This window comes from Mesorhizobium sp. M0761 (assembly GCF_040320205.1).
In the GTDB taxonomy this organism is placed as follows: domain Bacteria; phylum Pseudomonadota; class Alphaproteobacteria; order Rhizobiales; family Rhizobiaceae; genus Mesorhizobium.
Genome location: NZ_JAMYPF010000012.1, coordinates 176955 through 192469 on the forward strand (window position 1 = coordinate 176955; position 15515 = coordinate 192469).

Genomic DNA, 15515 nt, shown 5'->3' on the forward strand with positions numbered 1-15515 from the left:
CCATCGGAGTGGGCTGCACCTCCCTGGCGGCCCGCTTCCTCCCGCAGCCGTCGCGATCCCCTTGTCGCGACGGCTGTCACCAGCAGACGGGAAGCGGTTTCTTGACAATCCATACAGAACCCCTGAAGTCCGTTTCGGACATCGAGCGGACGACGCCTATGACACCGTTCCCCGGCCGGATCGCGACATTCCTGGGCGGCAGGCGCTGGCGCAGCCTGGCGCCGCTGGCGGTGCTGATTGTACTCTGCGTACTCATCGCCATTGCCAACCCCAATTTCATCGAGCTGCGCAATCTGGTGCGGCTTGCGAATTCCGCCGCCGTGCCGCTGACGCTGGCGATGGGGCTGACCTTCATCATCCTGATGGGCAGCATCGACCTCGCAGTCGAAGGCACGCTTTCGGTGGCGGCGATGGTGCTTGTGCTGCTCGCCGCCAATGACGGCAACGGCAACGACTATGGCTGGTGGGCGGTGCTCGCTGCCATCGCCGCCGGCACCGCCATGGGCTTCGTCAGCGGTCTCGTCCAGACCATGCTGCGCATCCCGTCCTTCATGGGCACGCTCGGCATGTGGTTCATCGGCCTCGGCCTGTCGGTCTATATGCTGGGCGGCACGGCCATCAAGCTGAACGACGCCTCGATCCGCGACCTGGCCTTGCACCGTTTCCTCGGCCTTCCGGTGGCGGTCTGGGTCGCGTTCGGCGCCTTCCTGCTCTCCACTGTCATCCAGTATCACACCAAGCTCGGCCGCCACATATTGGCGATCGGCGGTGATGAGGATGTCGCCAAGCTCTCCGGCGTCAATGTGGTGCGCGTGCGCATCACCGCTTTTGCGCTGGCCGGGTTCTTCTTCGGCATTGCCGGCGTGCTGGCCGCGGCACAGCTCGGCCAGTCGCACGCCGTCATCGGCGACGGCAGGCTGTTTGCAGCGGTCACCGCAGTGGTCGTCGGCGGCACCGCTTTGACCGGCGGCGAGGGCGGCGTCGTCAACACGCTGATCGGTGTGCTGATCGTCACCGTGCTTGCCAATGGCATGATCCTGCTCGGCATCTCGCCCTACATCCAGCAGACGGTGCAGGGTCTAATGATCATCGCCGCGGTGGCGCTGTCGCTCGACCGTGTCCGCCTGAAAATCGTCAAGTGAACGCCATGCTGCAGGCGTCCAACATCATCAAGAATTTCCCCGGCGTGCAGGCGCTGCGCGACGTCTCCATTGAGGTGCGGCCCAATGAAGTTGTCGGGCTGATCGGCGAGAACGGCGCCGGCAAGTCGACGCTGATGCGGGTGCTGGCCGGCGGCTACCGGCCGGATAGCGGCTCGCTGACGCTGGATGGCGAACAGCTGCGCATGCGCAACGCCCGTGATGCGGCCAGGCATGGCATCGGCATGGTGTTCCAGGAGCAGTCGCTGGTGCTGAACCTGACGGTTGCCGAAAACATCTATCTCGGCGAAGAGGACCGCTTCACCCGCTTCGGCCTCGTCAATTGGCGCGCCATGAACGCGGCGGCGCGGCGGCAACTGGCCAAGATCGGCATCGACATCGACGTCACCGCGCGCACCTCCGAACTCACCTTCGCCGCACGCCAGATGGTCGAGCTCGCCAAGGCGCTGACCTTGGAGGAAGTGGTCGAGCGGCAGTTGCTGATCCTGCTCGACGAGCCGACCTCGGTGCTCAACGCCGCTGATATCGAGGTGCTGTTCGCGCGGGTGCGCTCGCTTAAATCCCGCGCCAGTTTTGTGTTCGTCTCGCACCGCCTCGACGAGGTGCTCAACATCTCCGACCGTGTCTACACGATGAAGGACGGCGCGGTCGTCGCCGAGCACCGCGCAGCTGAAGTCACCGCGCCGGAGCTGCACGAGATCATGGTCGGGCGCGGCCTGCAGGCCGAATATTACCGCGAGGCTCGCCAGCTGGCGCCGCGCGATATCGTGATGGTCGAGGCCAAGGGGCTTGGCGCCAACGGTTACTATCACGGCGTCGATCTCTCGATCCGGGCCGGCGAGATTGTCGGCATTGCCGGCGTTGTCGGCTCCGGCCGCGAGGAGGTGACGCGCACCGTTGGCGGCTTCGTCCAGCATGATGCCGGCGAGATGAAAATCGCCGGCGATGCCGTGCGCTTCTCCTCGCCGGAACCGGCGGTGCGCAAGGGCATCGGCTATGTCCCGCGCGAGCGCCGGCTCGAAGGGCTGGTGATGTTCCTGTCGATCGCGGAGAACATTTCGCTGGCCGATCTCTCCAGCGTCATGCGCCATGGCGCCATCGACTATGGCAAGGAGCGCCGGCTTGCCGCCGACTGGATCAAGCGGCTGCGCATCAAGGCGCCCGGTCCCGATGCCGCCTGCCGCAAGCTCAGCGGCGGCAACCAGCAGAAGGTGGTGCTGGCGCGCTGGATGACGGCGGGCTCGCGCATCCTGGTGCTCGACCATCCCACACGCGGGCTCGATGTCGGCGCCAAGGAAGAGGTCTACGAATTAGTGCGCGATCTCTCCGCGCAAGGCGTGGCGATTCTTTTGATTTCCGACACGCTGGAGGAAACGATCGGCCTGTCGCACCAGGTGCTGGTGATGCGCGACGGTGCAATCACCGCGCGCTTCGATGCCAGTCCGGGCAACAAGCCGAACCAGGTCGATCTTCTCAGGGCAATGGTGTGAGCCGATGAATGAAGCGTTCTCCATCAGGCGGGTTTTCGAAGGCAAGTGGACGCAAGGCGCCATTCCGCTGGTGCTGCTTGTCGGCCTGCTTTTGATCATCGAGATCGCCGCGCCCGGCTTCCTGACCGGCGAGACCGTGGCGCTTTTGTTTGCCAACACTGCCGTGCTGTTCATCCTGGCGACCGGCGTCACCTTCGCCATCCTGCTTGGCGGCATTGATTTGTCGATCCAGGCGGTGGCATCGCTGGCCAGCGTCATCCTGGCGCAATTGCTGCCTTCGCTCGGCCTTGCCGCCTTTCCGGTGGCGATCCTGTCGGGGCTCGCCTTCGGCGTGTTGAGCGGCGTCGTTCACGTCAAGTTACGCGTGCCGTCCTTCGTCGCGACGCTCGCCACCGGCGGCGTGGTCACCGGCCTGGCGCTCTGGGTCTCCAATGGCCGCGCCATCACCATCGAGGAGGCTGGTCGCGAAAACACCGCCTGGATCAACGCCACTGTCGCCGGCATTCCCGTGGTGGTGCTGATTTCGACGGTGATCGGCATCGCCGCCTTTCTGGCGCTGCGCTACACACGCTTCGGCCGCCAGGCGATTGCGGTCGGCGCCGGCGAGCCGGCGGCGTGGGCGGCGGGCATCAATGTCGACCGCACCAAGATCATCGCCTTTGCCGCGTCGGGTATGCTCGCGGCCATCGCCGGCGTCGTGCTGGCAGCCAGGCTGTCGAGCGGCTCGCCGGTGCTGGCCAACCAGCTGCTGCTGCCGGCCATCGCCGCCGTCATTGTCGGCGGCACGGCGATCACCGGCGGGCTCGGCGGCGTTGCCCGCACGGCGGTCGGCGCGCTGATCATCTCGATCGTGCGCATCGGCATGACCTTTGTCGGCGTCAATATCTTCCTGGAAAACATGGTGTTCGGCGCGGTGCTGATCGCTGCCGTCGCCATTACCATCGACCGCAGCAAGATCGCGGTCATCAAGTGATCCCGCCTCCCAGGCAAGCGCGGACAGGACGGGACCGCATCGGCGCGAGGCCGATGCGGTCCGGCCCGATCGGATCACATCGTGTCGAGGCCGATCAGCTCGATCTTGTAGCCGTCGGGGTCTTCGACGAAAGCGATGTGGGTGGTGCCGTGCTGCATCGGGCCGGGCTTGCGCGGGATTTTGGCGCCGCGCTTTTCCAGTTCGGCGCAGACGGCGTAGATGTCGTTGACGCCGAGCGCCAGATGGCCGAAGCCGGTGCCGATCTCGTAGGGCTCCTCGCGGCCCCAGTTCAGCGTCAGCTCGACGACGGCTTCCTTGTCCTCGGGGCCATAGCCGACAAAGGCGTTGGTGAACTTGCCGCCGGGGTAGTCGTCGCGGCGCAGCAGGGTCATGCCGAGCACCTCGGTGTAGAAGGCGATCGACTTGTCGAGGTCGAGCACCCTGATCATGGTGTGCATATAGCGAAAGCCCGGGGCGTCGCTCATTGGGGGAGTCCTCCGAATTCTGTGATTTGCGGGTCTGATCGTCCACATCGCACGCTTGGCGGCAAGAGGGCCTCGCTTGATGTTCTCAATCAGGGTTGTATGATAACACGACAACGTCGGTATTTGTCCAGTCGTTTTGCCGAGGGGCCCAGAGCCAATCCATGAATGCCGTGCCGCCAACCTCCGCATCGCAGATCGCAGCCCTGGCCGGCCTGCTGCCGAATGGCGGGCTGCTGACCGAGGAAGCGGATCTGGCGCGCTACAGCCGCGATTGGTCGGGCGATCATTTCGGCCGGCCGCTGGCGGTGGCGCGGCCCTCTTCGGTGGAGGAAATGTCGGCGCTGATGCGGTTCTGCCATGCCGAGCGCATTCCGGTCGTGCCGCAAGGCGGCCTGACCGGGCTCGTCGGCGCCGCAGTGGCGGCGGATGGCGGCGAGATCGTCATCTCGCTGGAGCGCATGAATAGGATTCGCTCGATCAGCCCGATCGACTTCGCCATGGTGGTCGAGGCCGGCTGCATTCTCGAGGACGCCAAGCGCGCCGCCGAAGCGAGCGACTGCCTGCTGCCGATCACTTTCGGCGCGCAGGGCAGCTGCCGCATCGGCGGCAATGTCGCCACCAATGCCGGCGGCTTCAACGTGCTGCGCTACGGCATGACGCGCGACCTGGTGCTTGGCCTCGAAGTGGTGCTGGCCGACGGCCGCATCTGGAACGGGCTGAAAGTGCTGCGCAAGGACAATCGCGGCTATGATCTGAAGCAGATCTTCATCGGCTCGGAGGGCACGCTCGGCATCGTCACCGCGGCGGCGCTGAAACTATTCCCCAAGCCGACGCAGATCGAAACCGCGCTGGTTGGCCTGCGCTCCGTCGAGGACGCGATGGCACTCTATGGAAGGGCGCGGCGCGATTGCAGCGATTTGCTCACCGCCTTCGAACTGATCCTGCGCGGCGGCATCGAGATCACCATGCGCGAAGGCCAGGATTTTCCCGATCCGCTCAGCCAGCCCTATCCCGTCTATGTGCTGATCGAGGTGTCGTCGGGCGGGCTGATCGACCTCTCCAATATGCTGCTGGGGTTTCTCGGCAGCGTCGAGGACATCGTCGAGGACGGCGTCATCGCTTCGACCAGGGCTCAAGGTGAGCGGTTGTGGCTTTATCGCGAGATCATGGTCGAGCGGCAGGGCAGGGGCGGGCGCTACCTGCGCACCGATGTGTCGGTGCCGATCTCCAGGCTTGCCGATTTCGTCACCGATGCGCTGGCCGGCTTGGAGAAAGCCCGGCCCGACGCGCTGGCCGTCACCTACGGCCATGTCGGCGACGGCAACATCCACCTCAACGTCGTGCCGCCGGAAGGCATGGGCACCGAGGCGATGGAACATCTGTTCGAGCAGGCGGAAGCCGAGATCTTCACCGTCGTCGATCGCTATGGCGGCTCGATCAGCGCCGAGCACGGCATCGGCCGGGTCAAGCAGAAGGCGTTCCTCGAACGCATCGATCCGGTGACGCTCGACCTCGCCGCCGGCATCAAGGACGCATTCGACCCGCGCCACATTCTCAGCAACGGCCGCGTTCTGGCGTCCGCACCCGCCGTCGACTATAGGTGAGCGATGACGCTGAAACTCGACAAGGTCAATCGCGGCCCACACCTCTCCACTCTGGTGGCCAGTTCCATCTCGCGCGAGATCGCGCAAGGCCGGCTGAAGCCGGGTGACCAGCTGCCGACCGAGGCGGCGCTGGCAACCACTTTCGGGGTCAGCCGCAACGTGGTGCGCGAGGCGATCGCGCGGCTGCGCTCGGAAGGCCGAATCTGGTCGCAGCAGGGGCGCGGCGCCTTCGTGGTCGAGAGCAACAACCCGACGGTGCTGACCATCGACCATGAGACGCTGCAGCGCGCCGACTCGTTTCGCAATCTGTTCGAACTGCGTGGCATCCTCGAAGTGCAGGCGGCGGCCCTTGCCGCAAAACGGCGCAGCGACGCCGATCTCAAAGCCATGGGCGATGCGCTGTCCGGCATGCGCGCCGCCCCCTATGGCAGCGTCGCCTGGCTGCGCAGCGACCTCGAATTCCACCGCACCGTCGCCGAGGCGACGCGCAATTCCTACATGGGCCAATTCCTGGTCTTCGTGTCCGAGCGGGTGCGCGAAAGCATTCTCGCCGCCGGCAACCAGCAAAAGTCGGACGACATGGCCCGCATCACGCTCGGCGAACATGAGCGCATCCTGAGAGCGATCCGTGCCGGCGACGCCGAAGGGGCGCAAGCCGCGATGCGCGACCATCTGGCGGGCGCGGCGCTGCGGGTGGGGTTGCATGAGGGGGAAGCTGCGGAGATAGCGCCGGGGCCCGAGGCAGCGTCTCCGGTACGGCATTCGCGGTTGCGGAAGGCTGTGCGCGGGCAGGCTTAGGGATAGCCTTGCCTTGTCCGCGCGCTGGGCCAATCGCCTATGGCGGCGCTGACCCCCACTCCGTCTCGGCTTCGCCGAGCCACCTTGCCGGGGCGAGCCACGGGTCTCGCCCGTCCTTCGGACCCCCCATTTCATGCGGGATGAGGAAATGCCAATTCCGAGATCGCAGCCCTTCAAAAGCTTGGGTTTCTCTCCCCCACGAATGTGGGGTAGAGGTGGCTCGGCGAAGCCGAGACGGAGTGGGGGAGCGCCATATCAGATTTCACACGGTCGTCGGCTCAACCAGCTCAGGGCCGGAGATAGGCCGCCACCCACCGCGCTATTTCAGCGGCAGAAACAGCTCAAGCACCACCTCGCGCACCGGTCCGTTCGACGAAAAGTGCCGTTGGCAATAGATCGGAAAGTCGCGCGCCTCCTCGCCGCTGGCCGGAAGCCATTCGCGGTACAGGTAAAGCGCTGCCGGCTCGAGATTGTTGGTGTTGCCGGGATAGCGCAGCACCGCGCAGCGTCCGCCGGGGATCACGCCGGCCTTCATCTGCGCGTCCTCGATCGGCCCGCCTTCTACCGGCAGGTCGGTTCCGGCACAAATATCCATGCTGTAATCAGCCGGGTTCGCCGGCTCCCTTTCGGAACGGAAGATGTTGAAGGTCGGGCTTGTGTGGGGCGAGAGGCCGGCCGCCTTGCGCCAGGCGATGAAGCGCTGGATGGTGTCCTGGAGCGTCGCCCGGTCGCCGCGATGCTCCATGATCGCCACCGGCGTCGGGGGCACATCGCGGATCATCACGTCGGCGGGTTCGAAGATTATCTGCATGAGCGTGGTCCTTGCTTTGTCGAGCGGCCCGAAGGCCATGAGCCACGCCCCCCAGTCGGGGGACTTCCGGAACGACGAAAGCGATTGTCCGAACCGTTGCCGAAAGGCGCGGGCGAAGGCATCCGGTGCGTCGTAACCGGCATCCATCGCTATGTCGGTGACGCTTTGGGCGTCGCTCTCGGCAAGCCTATACGAAGCGCGCTTCAGGCGGGCGAGCTGGACATAGCGATGCACGGACAAGCCGAAGGTTGACGTGAACTGCCGGTGGAAATGGTATTTCGAGAACGCCGCGACGCCGCTCAACGCCTCCAGGCCCAGATCGTCGTCCAGATGCTGGTCGATGTGGTCCAGCACCCGCTGCATCCGGGCATGGTAGTTTTCAAGTGCCGTCTTCATCGTCTCGTCCTGCGTGGCGACACCAGATAAGCGCTTCCGCACATATCGCGCTCGACCGATCTTGCGATTTGACATGGATGGGCCGGTGCAGGGCGCGGGCATTCATAACTGGGGAAGTTTAGCTGCTAGCAAGCTTCAGGGCAGCGGTTTCTTTCCGCGCCTCAATCGCGCCATCGGAGATGGCCGATAGCTCAGCAAGCAACGAAGGCTGCGTTTGAATTTTCTGCTTGCTATTTTCTGCAAGCAGAGTACCCCCTATGCGCAGCAAGCAGGAGATGATTCTATGGCAACGAAGAAAACTCCCCAGAGCCTCGGCGGATCGGCGCGGGCCGACAAACTGTCTGCGGATACACGCACGAAAATTGCCCGCAACGCTGCGCTGGCGCGACATGCCCCCAAGGTGGATCTTGATACAGGTTTGCCCCTTGCTCGATCTGAGGGTGTGCTTCCAATTGGCGACGTTAACATTGATGTCTATGTGCTTTGGGATCGCCGCCGCCTGGTTTCGAAACGAGCGATGGCAAAAGCCTTGGGGCTTAAATCGGAAGGCGGCAACGCGTTCCTGAAGACGCTTTCGGGTAAAACAATAGGATCCATAATCCCCGATGAACTATGGGAAAAAATCAAAAATCACATTGAATTCAAGCCGTTAATTGGGGATCCGGGCCACGGCTACGAAGCGACCGTTTTGATCGAGGTTTGCGATGCTTTGATTGAAGGGCGTGACAAGCTTCTCCCTTCACAGATGTTTCTCGCGCGCCAAGCTGAGATTATCATGCGGTCGGCGGCAAAGATCGGCATCATCGCTCTAATCGATGAGGCTACGGGATTCATTGAGGACAAAAGGCGGGAAGAATACCGAAACTTATGGCAGGAATTTATCCGTGACGAATTCCGGCAATGGGAAGACGCCGAATTTCCGGACGACATCTTCGACATGATGTACAAGCTCTATGGATTGAAGCGGATCAATCCGAATAGCTCAAAGCACCCACGTTTTTTTGCGAAATTCCTGCGTAAATACATTTATGTACCGCTGGCCAACAGCAATGGCGGGATACTGGAACAGCTTGAGGAAAAGAACCCCGTTGTCTACGCGAACGGCGGTCGTAGGTTTAAGCTATTTCAGTTTCTGAGCGACGAAGTCGGCTTGCCGGCGTTGCGGCAGCATATGTGGCAGGTCGTCGGAATAGGGCGGTCCGTTAAAACAAAAGAGCAGTTTGAACGGTCGTTCTATAGCGCCTTTCCCGAGGCGCTACCCCGCAAGGGTGACGGTCAGTTGTCGCTTTTTGACGATTAGCCGGGCAACCGAGGACACTTCGACAAAAGACAAACGCGAATTCAGTATTCGTACGCACACTTTTCTTTGTCTTTGTGGTGAGGATCAAAAAACACAATACGCAGGCAATTGCGCTCGCGAACGCCATATATTCTTGTCCCAGCATCGAGGCGCAGCGAAAACAACGTGTCCGCCAAGATACTCTTACTCGTTAACCTCTCTTGAACGACTTTCTTGAATTTGTCCCTGGAAATGTCATGGCTGTTGTTGCCCTTGCCCTCTCCCTTTCCTCCTGCGGCTTTTAATATTTCAGCCCAGGTCATTGTTTCAAATGAGGCCAGATGGTTTTCGACATGCGTACGGATGCTTGCAACGTGAGAAACGCAACATGCGTGTCCCCACGGACCATCCCAGTCAAAGTCGATGAAGCGCCAAACCGGTGTCTGTTTAAGGTATGACTCAGGATCGGATTGAATCCGCACATCCCCAGCCCGTGGTTTTTTTGCGTACTTGGGTTGCTTGCGCGCCATTTACGTCAAGGACGAATAATATTCATGCATTGCGGACGGCTTGATTTCGGCGGTGCTGCGGTCACCGGCGGAAGCACCGCGCCTCGCATCAAGCCATGGATCTTCTGAGTGCGTGAGGTCGCTAAGCCACTGGGCAGAGCGCTTGCCGTAAAACTTAAGCACGTTCTTAATCGTGCGGCGTTCGCGCTTGGAAAGATTTGCCGAATTGCCCTTTGCGATATGAGAAACCTTAAACGTATTTGCGTGCTCGCGCCAAAGATCTGGACAGACAGGGCCATCCTTCCAAGCTTCAATACGATTGTGGAATATCTGATCGTCAGCCCAGACCATGTGCCACGCCTGAGAATAGTAAACGAGCTTCTGCAGCTTCATGGCTGACAACTCACCCTGCTCATCCAAGATGAACTGCGCGACGTCGAAAACATTTGCCATTTTCTGCTCCTTCCTCAGCGTTCCAGCCGAAGAAGCCCCCAGAGCTTCGAATCGGCACACTATGCCCGATGTACAATACGCACAATACGGGGCTTTTGTGCGGCGCACAATGAATGCTGGATGCAGCATGCCCGCTTATAGGATGACCCACAGGATTAAAGGAACCGTTCCCAACAGGCATGGTTCCAATTTCAACCTGAGACACTACCCTTTCGCTTCAATTCGGCCTTAGGGGATTTGGGGCGAGGGTTGGTGGATTGCGGCGTGCAGTTCCCATCACGCCTTTGCCGCCTCCACCAGCGACACCCCATTCAACCCGGCCACAATATCCGACAGCGCCGGCACGAACTTCTCGCCGTGGCCGGTGGTGACCGCTGTGGCAAATCCATTCCGCACCGCGGCGCCGATCGGGTTGGCGATGCCGGCGGCCTGGGCGAAGGAGGCGAGGTAGGTCATGTCCTTCAGCGCATTGGCGATGGCGAAGCGCTGGGCGTTTTCGTTGCGGTTCAAGACGAAATCGAAGAAGGCCTGGTAGAAGCCGCAATCCATGCGGCTGCCGGAGATGACGCTGTTGAAGACCTGCGGCGTCAGGCCGGCCTTGGCGCCGAGGCTCAGCGCTTCCGAATAGATCGCGGAATAGCCCATCGAAACGAAATTGTTGAGCAGCTTCATGGTGTGGCCGCTGCCGGTCGGGCCGGTGTGGACGACACGCGCGGCGAAGGCTTCCAGCACCGGGCGGGCGCGGGCGACGATTTCGGCCGCACCGCCGACCATGACGTCGAGCTTGCCCTCGGTGGCTTCCTTGGGCGTGCGCGCCAGCGGCGCGTCGATCAGCATCATGCCCTGCTCCGCGAGGTCGGCGGCAAGCGCTGTCGTCGATGACGGGTTGGAGGTCGAGCAGTCGATGATCAGCAACGGCGTCTTGGCCGCAGCAAGCCCGTCCGCGCCCTTGACCAGCGCTTCGACCTCGCGCGAACCGGTGACGCACAGGATGACGATGTCGCTGACGGCGGCGAGTTCGCGCGGGCTTGCCGCCTCGCTGGCGCCGGCGGCGATCAGCCGGTCGGCGGCGGTGCGGCTGCGGTGGACATGGACCGTCAGCGGCCAGGCCTTGCGCAGCAGATTGTCGGCCATGCCGGCGCCCATGCTGCCCAGGCCGATGAAGCCGATGCGTTCTTTCATGCAATCCTCCCATGGCCCGTGCCAGCGGGCTTAACTTTCGTCACCTTGCGGCGGGCACCCGTCGATGCAATTCTTTGAATAAGATTCGGCCTTCGAACAAGAATCGAACCGGAGTGCCACCGATGGCGGAGCCCATGACTTTCGACGCCATACCGCAGGCGCCCAACCTGCGGACGGGTCTGGTCAACACGCTGATTGCGCAGATCGAATCCGGTGACCTTGCGCCGGGGCAGCGGCTGCCGACCGAGCAGGAGATTGTTGCTGCCACAGGCGTCAGCCGCACCGTGGTGCGCGAGGCGCTGGCGGCGCTGCGTGCGCGCGGGCTGATTACCACGCGCCAGGGGCTCGGCGCCTTCGTCGCCAAGGATCCGCCGCCGAAGACGTTTTCCGTGCTGCCCGACGATCTCGAATCGATCGACGAGGTGCTGCGCGTGCTCGAACTGCGCATGGGCATCGAGGTGGAGGCGACCGGCCTCGCTGCCCAAAGGCGCAGCGAGGCGGCGCTTCAACAGATGAGCGCGCGGCTCGACGCGCTGGAGGCGGCGGTGCGTGCCGGCGGCTCCGGCTCGGAAGAGGATTTCGGCTTCCACCGCGCCATTCTCGCCGCGACGCAGAACCCGAATTTCACCCGGCTGTTCGACACGTTCGGCAGCGTCATGGTCCCGCGCCATTGGACGCGGCTCGACCGGATGACGGAGGCCGAGCGGGAAAAATATCTCGACCGCATGCAGCGCGAGCATCGCGCCATTCTCGGGGCAATCGGAGCCAGGGACGTCAATGCCGCGCGGCGCGCCATGCGCAGCCATCTGACCAAAAGTTATGCCAGGTTTGAGGATCTGCGCGACAAAGCTGTTCACGATTAGGGGGCCAACCACGGTTGACGGACTGCTCATCCGGCGACCCCGCCGAGATAGAGTTCGCGCATCAGCGACATGTTCCTCCCGGCTCCCACTGTTGCAGTCTTACCCCGTTGTCATACAACCCTGTAATCTGGTAAATCCCAGGAAGAGGGATGTCAATCGCGTTGCCATGCGGTATGAGGCTCCCGAAATCAGAACCGTCATCAAAGCCGCAAGTCAGGAAGCAAAATGCAGTCACGGAAATTTGGCCGTACCGGCAGATCAGTCAGCGAGATCGGCTTCGGCGCCTGGGCGATCGGCGCCGCCTGGGGCGAGGTCAATGACGACGATGCGGTCGCCGCCCTGCATGCCGCGCTCGACGCCGGCGTCAGCTTCCTCGACACGGCCGACGTCTATGGCGACGGCCGTTCGGAAAAGCTGATCGCGCGGGTGATGAAGGAACGCGGTGGCGCGCGCCCGTTCATCGCCACCAAGGCCGGACGGCGGTTGCCGAGGCAGAACGTCGAGGGCTACAGCGTCGAGAACCTCACCGGCTGGATCGACCGCAGCCTGACATACCTCGAGACCGACACGCTCGACCTGGTGCAGCTGCATTGCCCGCCGACCGATCTCTACTATCATCCGGAGGTGTTCGAGCGTCTCGACAAGCTCACCGAGCAGGGCAAGATCCGCAATTACGGCGTCAGCGTCGAGCGCGTCGAAGAGGCGCTGAAGGCGATGCAATATCCCGGTGTCGTCAGCGTGCAGATCATCTTCAACGCCTTTCGCCAGCGCCCGGCCGAGCTGTTCTTCGACCAGGCGAAGAAGAACGATGTCGCCGTCATCGCCCGCGTACCGCTGGCCAGCGGCCTGCTGTCCGGCAAGTTCAGGGCCGACACAAAGTTCGAGACCACCGACCATCGCCTGTTCAACAGGAATGGCGAAGCCTTCGATGTCGGCGAGACGTTTTCGGGCGTGCCCTATGAGGTCGGGCTGGCGGCGGTCGAGAAGGTGCGGCCGCTGGTGTCAGGCGACACCACCATGGCGAAATTCGCGCTGCGCTGGATCCTGATGTTCGACGCGGTGACGGTCGTCATCCCGGGCGCCCGCAATCCGGCGCAGGCGGTTTCCAATGCGGAAGCGGCGGAGCTTGCGCCGTTGTCCTCCGAGTTGATGGCCAAGGTGAAGGCGGTCTATGATGAGAACATCAAGCCCTACGTGCATCAGCGCTGGTAACCCGGCGCCTGCCGGCCTCGACCGGCTGACTGACCAGAGGTCAGCCGGGCCAAATTGCGTTCGTCCGTCACAAGCCGTGCAGCGGATTCTATGATCCATCGGTCATTTAATCGGCGGCGCCGCTTGTTATTGTGCAGTGCAGCAACGATATTGCTGCGTGTGCGTTGTGTGCACGAGTCTGCCCATTCCGGCGCGCAAGGATACCGATTTGCGAGACATATCCGATACGATCGCCCGGCTGAGCGCGATGCGCGGCCGGCCAGCCGGTACAGGACAGAGCAAGGACGACCACCTGTCCGAGATGACAGGGTTCGGGTCCAATCCCGGCGCCTTGCGCGCGCGGTTTTATCTTGCTGAAAACCTGCCGAAGCAGGCGGCGCTGGTCGTGGTGCTGCATGGCTGTACCCAGACTGCCGCCGCGTACGACTATGGTTCCGGCTGGACCGAGCTCGCCCACGAGCAGGGTTTTGCCGTGCTTTTCCCCGAGCAGCAGCGCGCCAACAACGCCAATCTTTGCTTCAACTGGTTCGTGCCGGGCGATGTAAGCCGCGACAGCGGCGAGGCACTGTCCATCCGCCAGATGATCGAGGCGGCTGTCCTCACCCACGGTCTCGACCGCAAGCGAATCTTCGTCACCGGTCTTTCCGCCGGCGGCGCCATGGCGGCGGTGATGCTGGCGACCTATCCGGACGTGTTTGCCGGTGGCGCGATCATTGCCGGGCTTGCCTATGGCAGCGCCTCGACCATCCCCGAAGCCTTCGACCGCATGCGTGGCCATGGCGGCCCGTCCAGAACCGACCTGCAGCGTCTGTTGCGGGAGGCTTCGCCGCACAAGGGGCCGTGGCCGAGGATTTCGATCTGGCAGGGCTCGGCCGACACGACCGTGGTGCCTTCCAATGCCGGCGCGGTGCTGGCGCAATGGCAGGGCGTGCACGGCCTCGCTCAAGCGCCGACACGCACGGAAAAGGTCGACGGTCAGAGCCGCAAAGTCTGGTCCGATGGCAAAGGCCGCGACGTGGTCGAGGCATACAGCATTGCCGGCATGGGCCATGGCACGCCATTGCAGGCGAGCGGCGACAATGCTCTGGGCAAAGCAGGGCCGTTCATGCTGGATGTCGGGATTTCCTCGACGCGCCACATCGCCCGTTTCTGGGGGCTGACGAAGCCAGAGGTACGACGCACGGCGAAAGCCGAGGCCGGTTCAGGCACTGCATTGCAGCCTTTCTCGCCGAAGGAAAAACCGCGAGCCGTCCGTGTCGATCCGGCCCCGGAGCCTGTCAATCCGCCAGGCGGTCCGGCGGGCGGGATTACCAAGGTCATCGAGGACGCGCTGCGGGCAGCGGGATTGATGCGCTGAGGCTGAGGCTCGCCCCGCACACGCCCAAAATACAAGGGCAAGCGCCAGCATCATTATCGCAGCAGGCCTTCGTCCTCGAACGCATCCCAGCCCTTCAATCCGGGCGCCGGGCCGTCCGTGTCCCGGGCCTTCCTCGCAGTGCGAGCCTGGTCGGTGCCCTTTCCCGCGCGCGTCAACGCGGCCTTGCCCGCGCCGCGCCGCCTGTTCTCGGCGACTTCCTGGACATCCTGCTCTCTCCACACGGTTGCCAGATCGCGGTCCAGGACGTCCTCGATGTGGCGTGGGTCGAAAACGTGGAAGGTGACAGACTTTGATCGCCCACGCATCTTGACGGTGCGTGTGCCGGCGCTTTGCAGCCGACCGTCCTTGAGCCATTTGTGGCGCTCGCGCGAAGAGATCGTAAGGATATCCTCGACCTCGCGTGGAAGCACAGGCAGCGCCTCCACTCCCTCCAGTGTTTTGGAGATACTGGCAGAGGCGGCCTTGAACGCTTCCGCTTCGGATCTCGACATTCGCAATGCGATGCGCCCCGTCTCGGCCTTGACGTGCTTCCTGACTGCCCATGGCAGGCGGGCTCTGACTTCACGTTCGATCCCCTTGGAGCGCACGGCGGACCCGAGTGTCGCTGACGGCGACAACGGCCATTCGGCAATCAGTTGCGGGGACGGGCTCATGCCTTCCTGGGGCTGGTTTCGTTGGTTCGATGCTAACACGGCAAGAGCCGGTAAAGCCAAGGCAACAGCGAAAAGGGGCAGGTCCGATGAGAACCCGCCCCCTTACGGCCGAATCTGAACGTCGCTTGCAGCGCGCCGACAGCACCCTCGGCCCCGCGGGGCGGGGGGGCGGGGGGGGGGGGGGGGGGGGGGGGGGGGGGGGGGGGGGGGGGTGGGGTGGGGGGGGGGGGGGGGGGGGGGGGGGGGGGGGGGGGGGGGGGGGGGGGGGG

General features: G+C 63.3%; 15 protein-coding genes. 9 read left to right on the forward strand and 6 right to left on the reverse strand.

What is annotated here, in order from left to right:
- Window positions 1–101 precede the first annotated feature (101 nt).
- From NKI32_RS20530 to NKI32_RS20540, 3 genes are read left to right on the forward strand one after another with little or no spacing between them, the layout of a single operon-like run.
- A complete protein-coding gene (locus NKI32_RS20530) occupies window positions 102–1142 on the forward strand; it encodes an ABC transporter permease (RefSeq protein WP_245260511.1) in 1041 nt (346 codons plus the stop codon).
- Between the two features lie 5 nt (window positions 1143–1147).
- Window positions 1148–2650 (forward strand): sugar ABC transporter ATP-binding protein, encoded by a 1503-nt coding sequence (locus tag NKI32_RS20535; RefSeq protein WP_023683138.1) that lies wholly within the window; start codon window positions 1148–1150, stop codon window positions 2648–2650.
- Window positions 2651–2654: 4 nt separating this feature from the next.
- Window positions 2655–3623 carry an ABC transporter permease gene (locus NKI32_RS20540; protein WP_023683139.1) on the forward strand — a complete coding sequence of 323 codons (969 nt, stop codon included), beginning with the start codon at window positions 2655–2657 and terminating at the stop codon, window positions 3621–3623.
- 74 nt (window positions 3624–3697) lie between these two features.
- On the opposite strand, the gene gloA is transcribed toward NKI32_RS20540, so the two are convergent.
- Window positions 3698–4108 carry a lactoylglutathione lyase gene (gene gloA, locus NKI32_RS20545; protein ID WP_019856614.1) on the reverse strand — a complete coding sequence of 137 codons (411 nt, stop codon included), beginning with the start codon at window positions 4106–4108 and terminating at the stop codon, window positions 3698–3700.
- Between the two features lie 161 nt (window positions 4109–4269).
- Between gloA and NKI32_RS20550 the strand changes: the two genes are divergently transcribed.
- Together NKI32_RS20550 and NKI32_RS20555 are read left to right on the forward strand one after the other, a co-directional pair.
- Window positions 4270–5712 carry an FAD-binding oxidoreductase gene (locus NKI32_RS20550; protein ID WP_353003376.1) on the forward strand — a complete coding sequence of 481 codons (1443 nt, stop codon included), beginning with the start codon at window positions 4270–4272 and terminating at the stop codon, window positions 5710–5712.
- 3 nt (window positions 5713–5715) lie between these two features.
- Window positions 5716–6510 (forward strand): FadR/GntR family transcriptional regulator, encoded by a 795-nt coding sequence (locus tag NKI32_RS20555; protein WP_023671079.1) that lies wholly within the window; start codon window positions 5716–5718, stop codon window positions 6508–6510.
- A 319-nt stretch (window positions 6511–6829) separates the two neighbouring features.
- On the opposite strand, the gene NKI32_RS20560 is transcribed toward NKI32_RS20555, so the two are convergent.
- On the reverse strand, window positions 6830–7717 hold the full coding sequence (locus tag NKI32_RS20560) for an AraC family transcriptional regulator (protein WP_353003378.1): 888 nt from the start codon (window positions 7715–7717) through the stop codon (window positions 6830–6832).
- A gap of 283 nt (window positions 7718–8000) precedes the next feature.
- Between NKI32_RS20560 and NKI32_RS20565 the strand changes: the two genes are divergently transcribed.
- Window positions 8001–9017, forward strand: coding sequence for a P63C domain-containing protein (locus NKI32_RS20565; RefSeq protein WP_352624775.1), 1017 nt, complete (start codon window positions 8001–8003; stop codon window positions 9015–9017).
- A gap of 41 nt (window positions 9018–9058) precedes the next feature.
- Here NKI32_RS20565 and NKI32_RS20570 read toward each other — a convergent pair whose 3' ends face one another.
- The 3 genes from NKI32_RS20570 to NKI32_RS20580 all read right to left on the reverse strand — a co-directional run bounded on the left by NKI32_RS20570 (window position 9059) and on the right by NKI32_RS20580 (window position 11140).
- A complete protein-coding gene (locus tag NKI32_RS20570) occupies window positions 9059–9526 on the reverse strand; it encodes a hypothetical protein (RefSeq protein WP_352624773.1) in 468 nt (155 codons plus the stop codon).
- Window positions 9527–9958, reverse strand: coding sequence for a Panacea domain-containing protein (locus NKI32_RS20575; RefSeq protein WP_353003381.1), 432 nt, complete (start codon window positions 9956–9958; stop codon window positions 9527–9529).
- A 276-nt stretch (window positions 9959–10234) separates the two neighbouring features.
- Entirely contained in the window at window positions 10235–11140 is a 906-nt protein-coding gene (locus tag NKI32_RS20580; protein WP_353003383.1) for an NAD(P)-dependent oxidoreductase, read from the reverse strand.
- A 122-nt stretch (window positions 11141–11262) separates the two neighbouring features.
- Here NKI32_RS20580 and NKI32_RS20585 point away from each other — a divergent pair, with 122 nt between their 5' ends.
- The 3 genes from NKI32_RS20585 to NKI32_RS20595 all read left to right on the forward strand — a co-directional run bounded on the left by NKI32_RS20585 (window position 11263) and on the right by NKI32_RS20595 (window position 14572).
- Window positions 11263–12003 carry a FadR/GntR family transcriptional regulator gene (locus tag NKI32_RS20585; RefSeq protein WP_023691891.1) on the forward strand — a complete coding sequence of 247 codons (741 nt, stop codon included), beginning with the start codon at window positions 11263–11265 and terminating at the stop codon, window positions 12001–12003.
- Window positions 12004–12228: 225 nt separating this feature from the next.
- Window positions 12229–13215 (forward strand): aldo/keto reductase, encoded by a 987-nt coding sequence (locus tag NKI32_RS20590; protein WP_023691890.1) that lies wholly within the window; start codon window positions 12229–12231, stop codon window positions 13213–13215.
- Between the two features lie 208 nt (window positions 13216–13423).
- Window positions 13424–14572, forward strand: coding sequence for an extracellular catalytic domain type 1 short-chain-length polyhydroxyalkanoate depolymerase (locus NKI32_RS20595; RefSeq protein ID WP_353003386.1), 1149 nt, complete (start codon window positions 13424–13426; stop codon window positions 14570–14572).
- Window positions 14573–14625: 53 nt separating this feature from the next.
- Here the strand turns inward: NKI32_RS20595 and NKI32_RS20600 are convergent, their stop codons facing one another.
- Window positions 14626–15246: a hypothetical protein gene (locus tag NKI32_RS20600; protein WP_050596050.1), complete on the reverse strand. Its 621-nt coding sequence runs from the start codon at window positions 15244–15246 to the stop codon at window positions 14626–14628.
- Window positions 15247–15515 lie beyond the last annotated feature (269 nt).

What these genes read in the sequence shown, in the direction of transcription:
- NKI32_RS20535 (WP_023683138.1), top strand. Translation starts at nt 1,148, where the DNA reads ATGCTGCAGGCGTCCAACATCATCAAGAATTTCCCCGGCGTGCAGGCG.
- NKI32_RS20540 (WP_023683139.1), top strand. Translation starts at nt 2,655, where the DNA reads ATGAATGAAGCGTTCTCCATCAGGCGGGTTTTCGAAGGCAAGTGGACG.
- gloA (WP_019856614.1), bottom strand. Translation starts at nt 4,108, where the DNA reads ATGAGCGACGCCCCGGGCTTTCGCTATATGCACACCATGATCAGGGTG.
- NKI32_RS20550 (WP_353003376.1), top strand. Translation starts at nt 4,270, where the DNA reads ATGAATGCCGTGCCGCCAACCTCCGCATCGCAGATCGCAGCCCTGGCC.
- NKI32_RS20555 (WP_023671079.1), top strand. Translation starts at nt 5,716, where the DNA reads ATGACGCTGAAACTCGACAAGGTCAATCGCGGCCCACACCTCTCCACT.
- NKI32_RS20560 (WP_353003378.1), bottom strand. Translation starts at nt 7,717, where the DNA reads ATGAAGACGGCACTTGAAAACTACCATGCCCGGATGCAGCGGGTGCTG.
- NKI32_RS20565 (WP_352624775.1), top strand. Translation starts at nt 8,001, where the DNA reads ATGGCAACGAAGAAAACTCCCCAGAGCCTCGGCGGATCGGCGCGGGCC.
- NKI32_RS20570 (WP_352624773.1), bottom strand. Translation starts at nt 9,526, where the DNA reads ATGGCGCGCAAGCAACCCAAGTACGCAAAAAAACCACGGGCTGGGGAT.
- NKI32_RS20575 (WP_353003381.1), bottom strand. Translation starts at nt 9,958, where the DNA reads ATGGCAAATGTTTTCGACGTCGCGCAGTTCATCTTGGATGAGCAGGGT.
- NKI32_RS20580 (WP_353003383.1), bottom strand. Translation starts at nt 11,140, where the DNA reads ATGAAAGAACGCATCGGCTTCATCGGCCTGGGCAGCATGGGCGCCGGC.
- NKI32_RS20585 (WP_023691891.1), top strand. Translation starts at nt 11,263, where the DNA reads ATGGCGGAGCCCATGACTTTCGACGCCATACCGCAGGCGCCCAACCTG.
- NKI32_RS20590 (WP_023691890.1), top strand. Translation starts at nt 12,229, where the DNA reads ATGCAGTCACGGAAATTTGGCCGTACCGGCAGATCAGTCAGCGAGATC.
- NKI32_RS20600 (WP_050596050.1), bottom strand. Translation starts at nt 15,246, where the DNA reads ATGAGCCCGTCCCCGCAACTGATTGCCGAATGGCCGTTGTCGCCGTCA.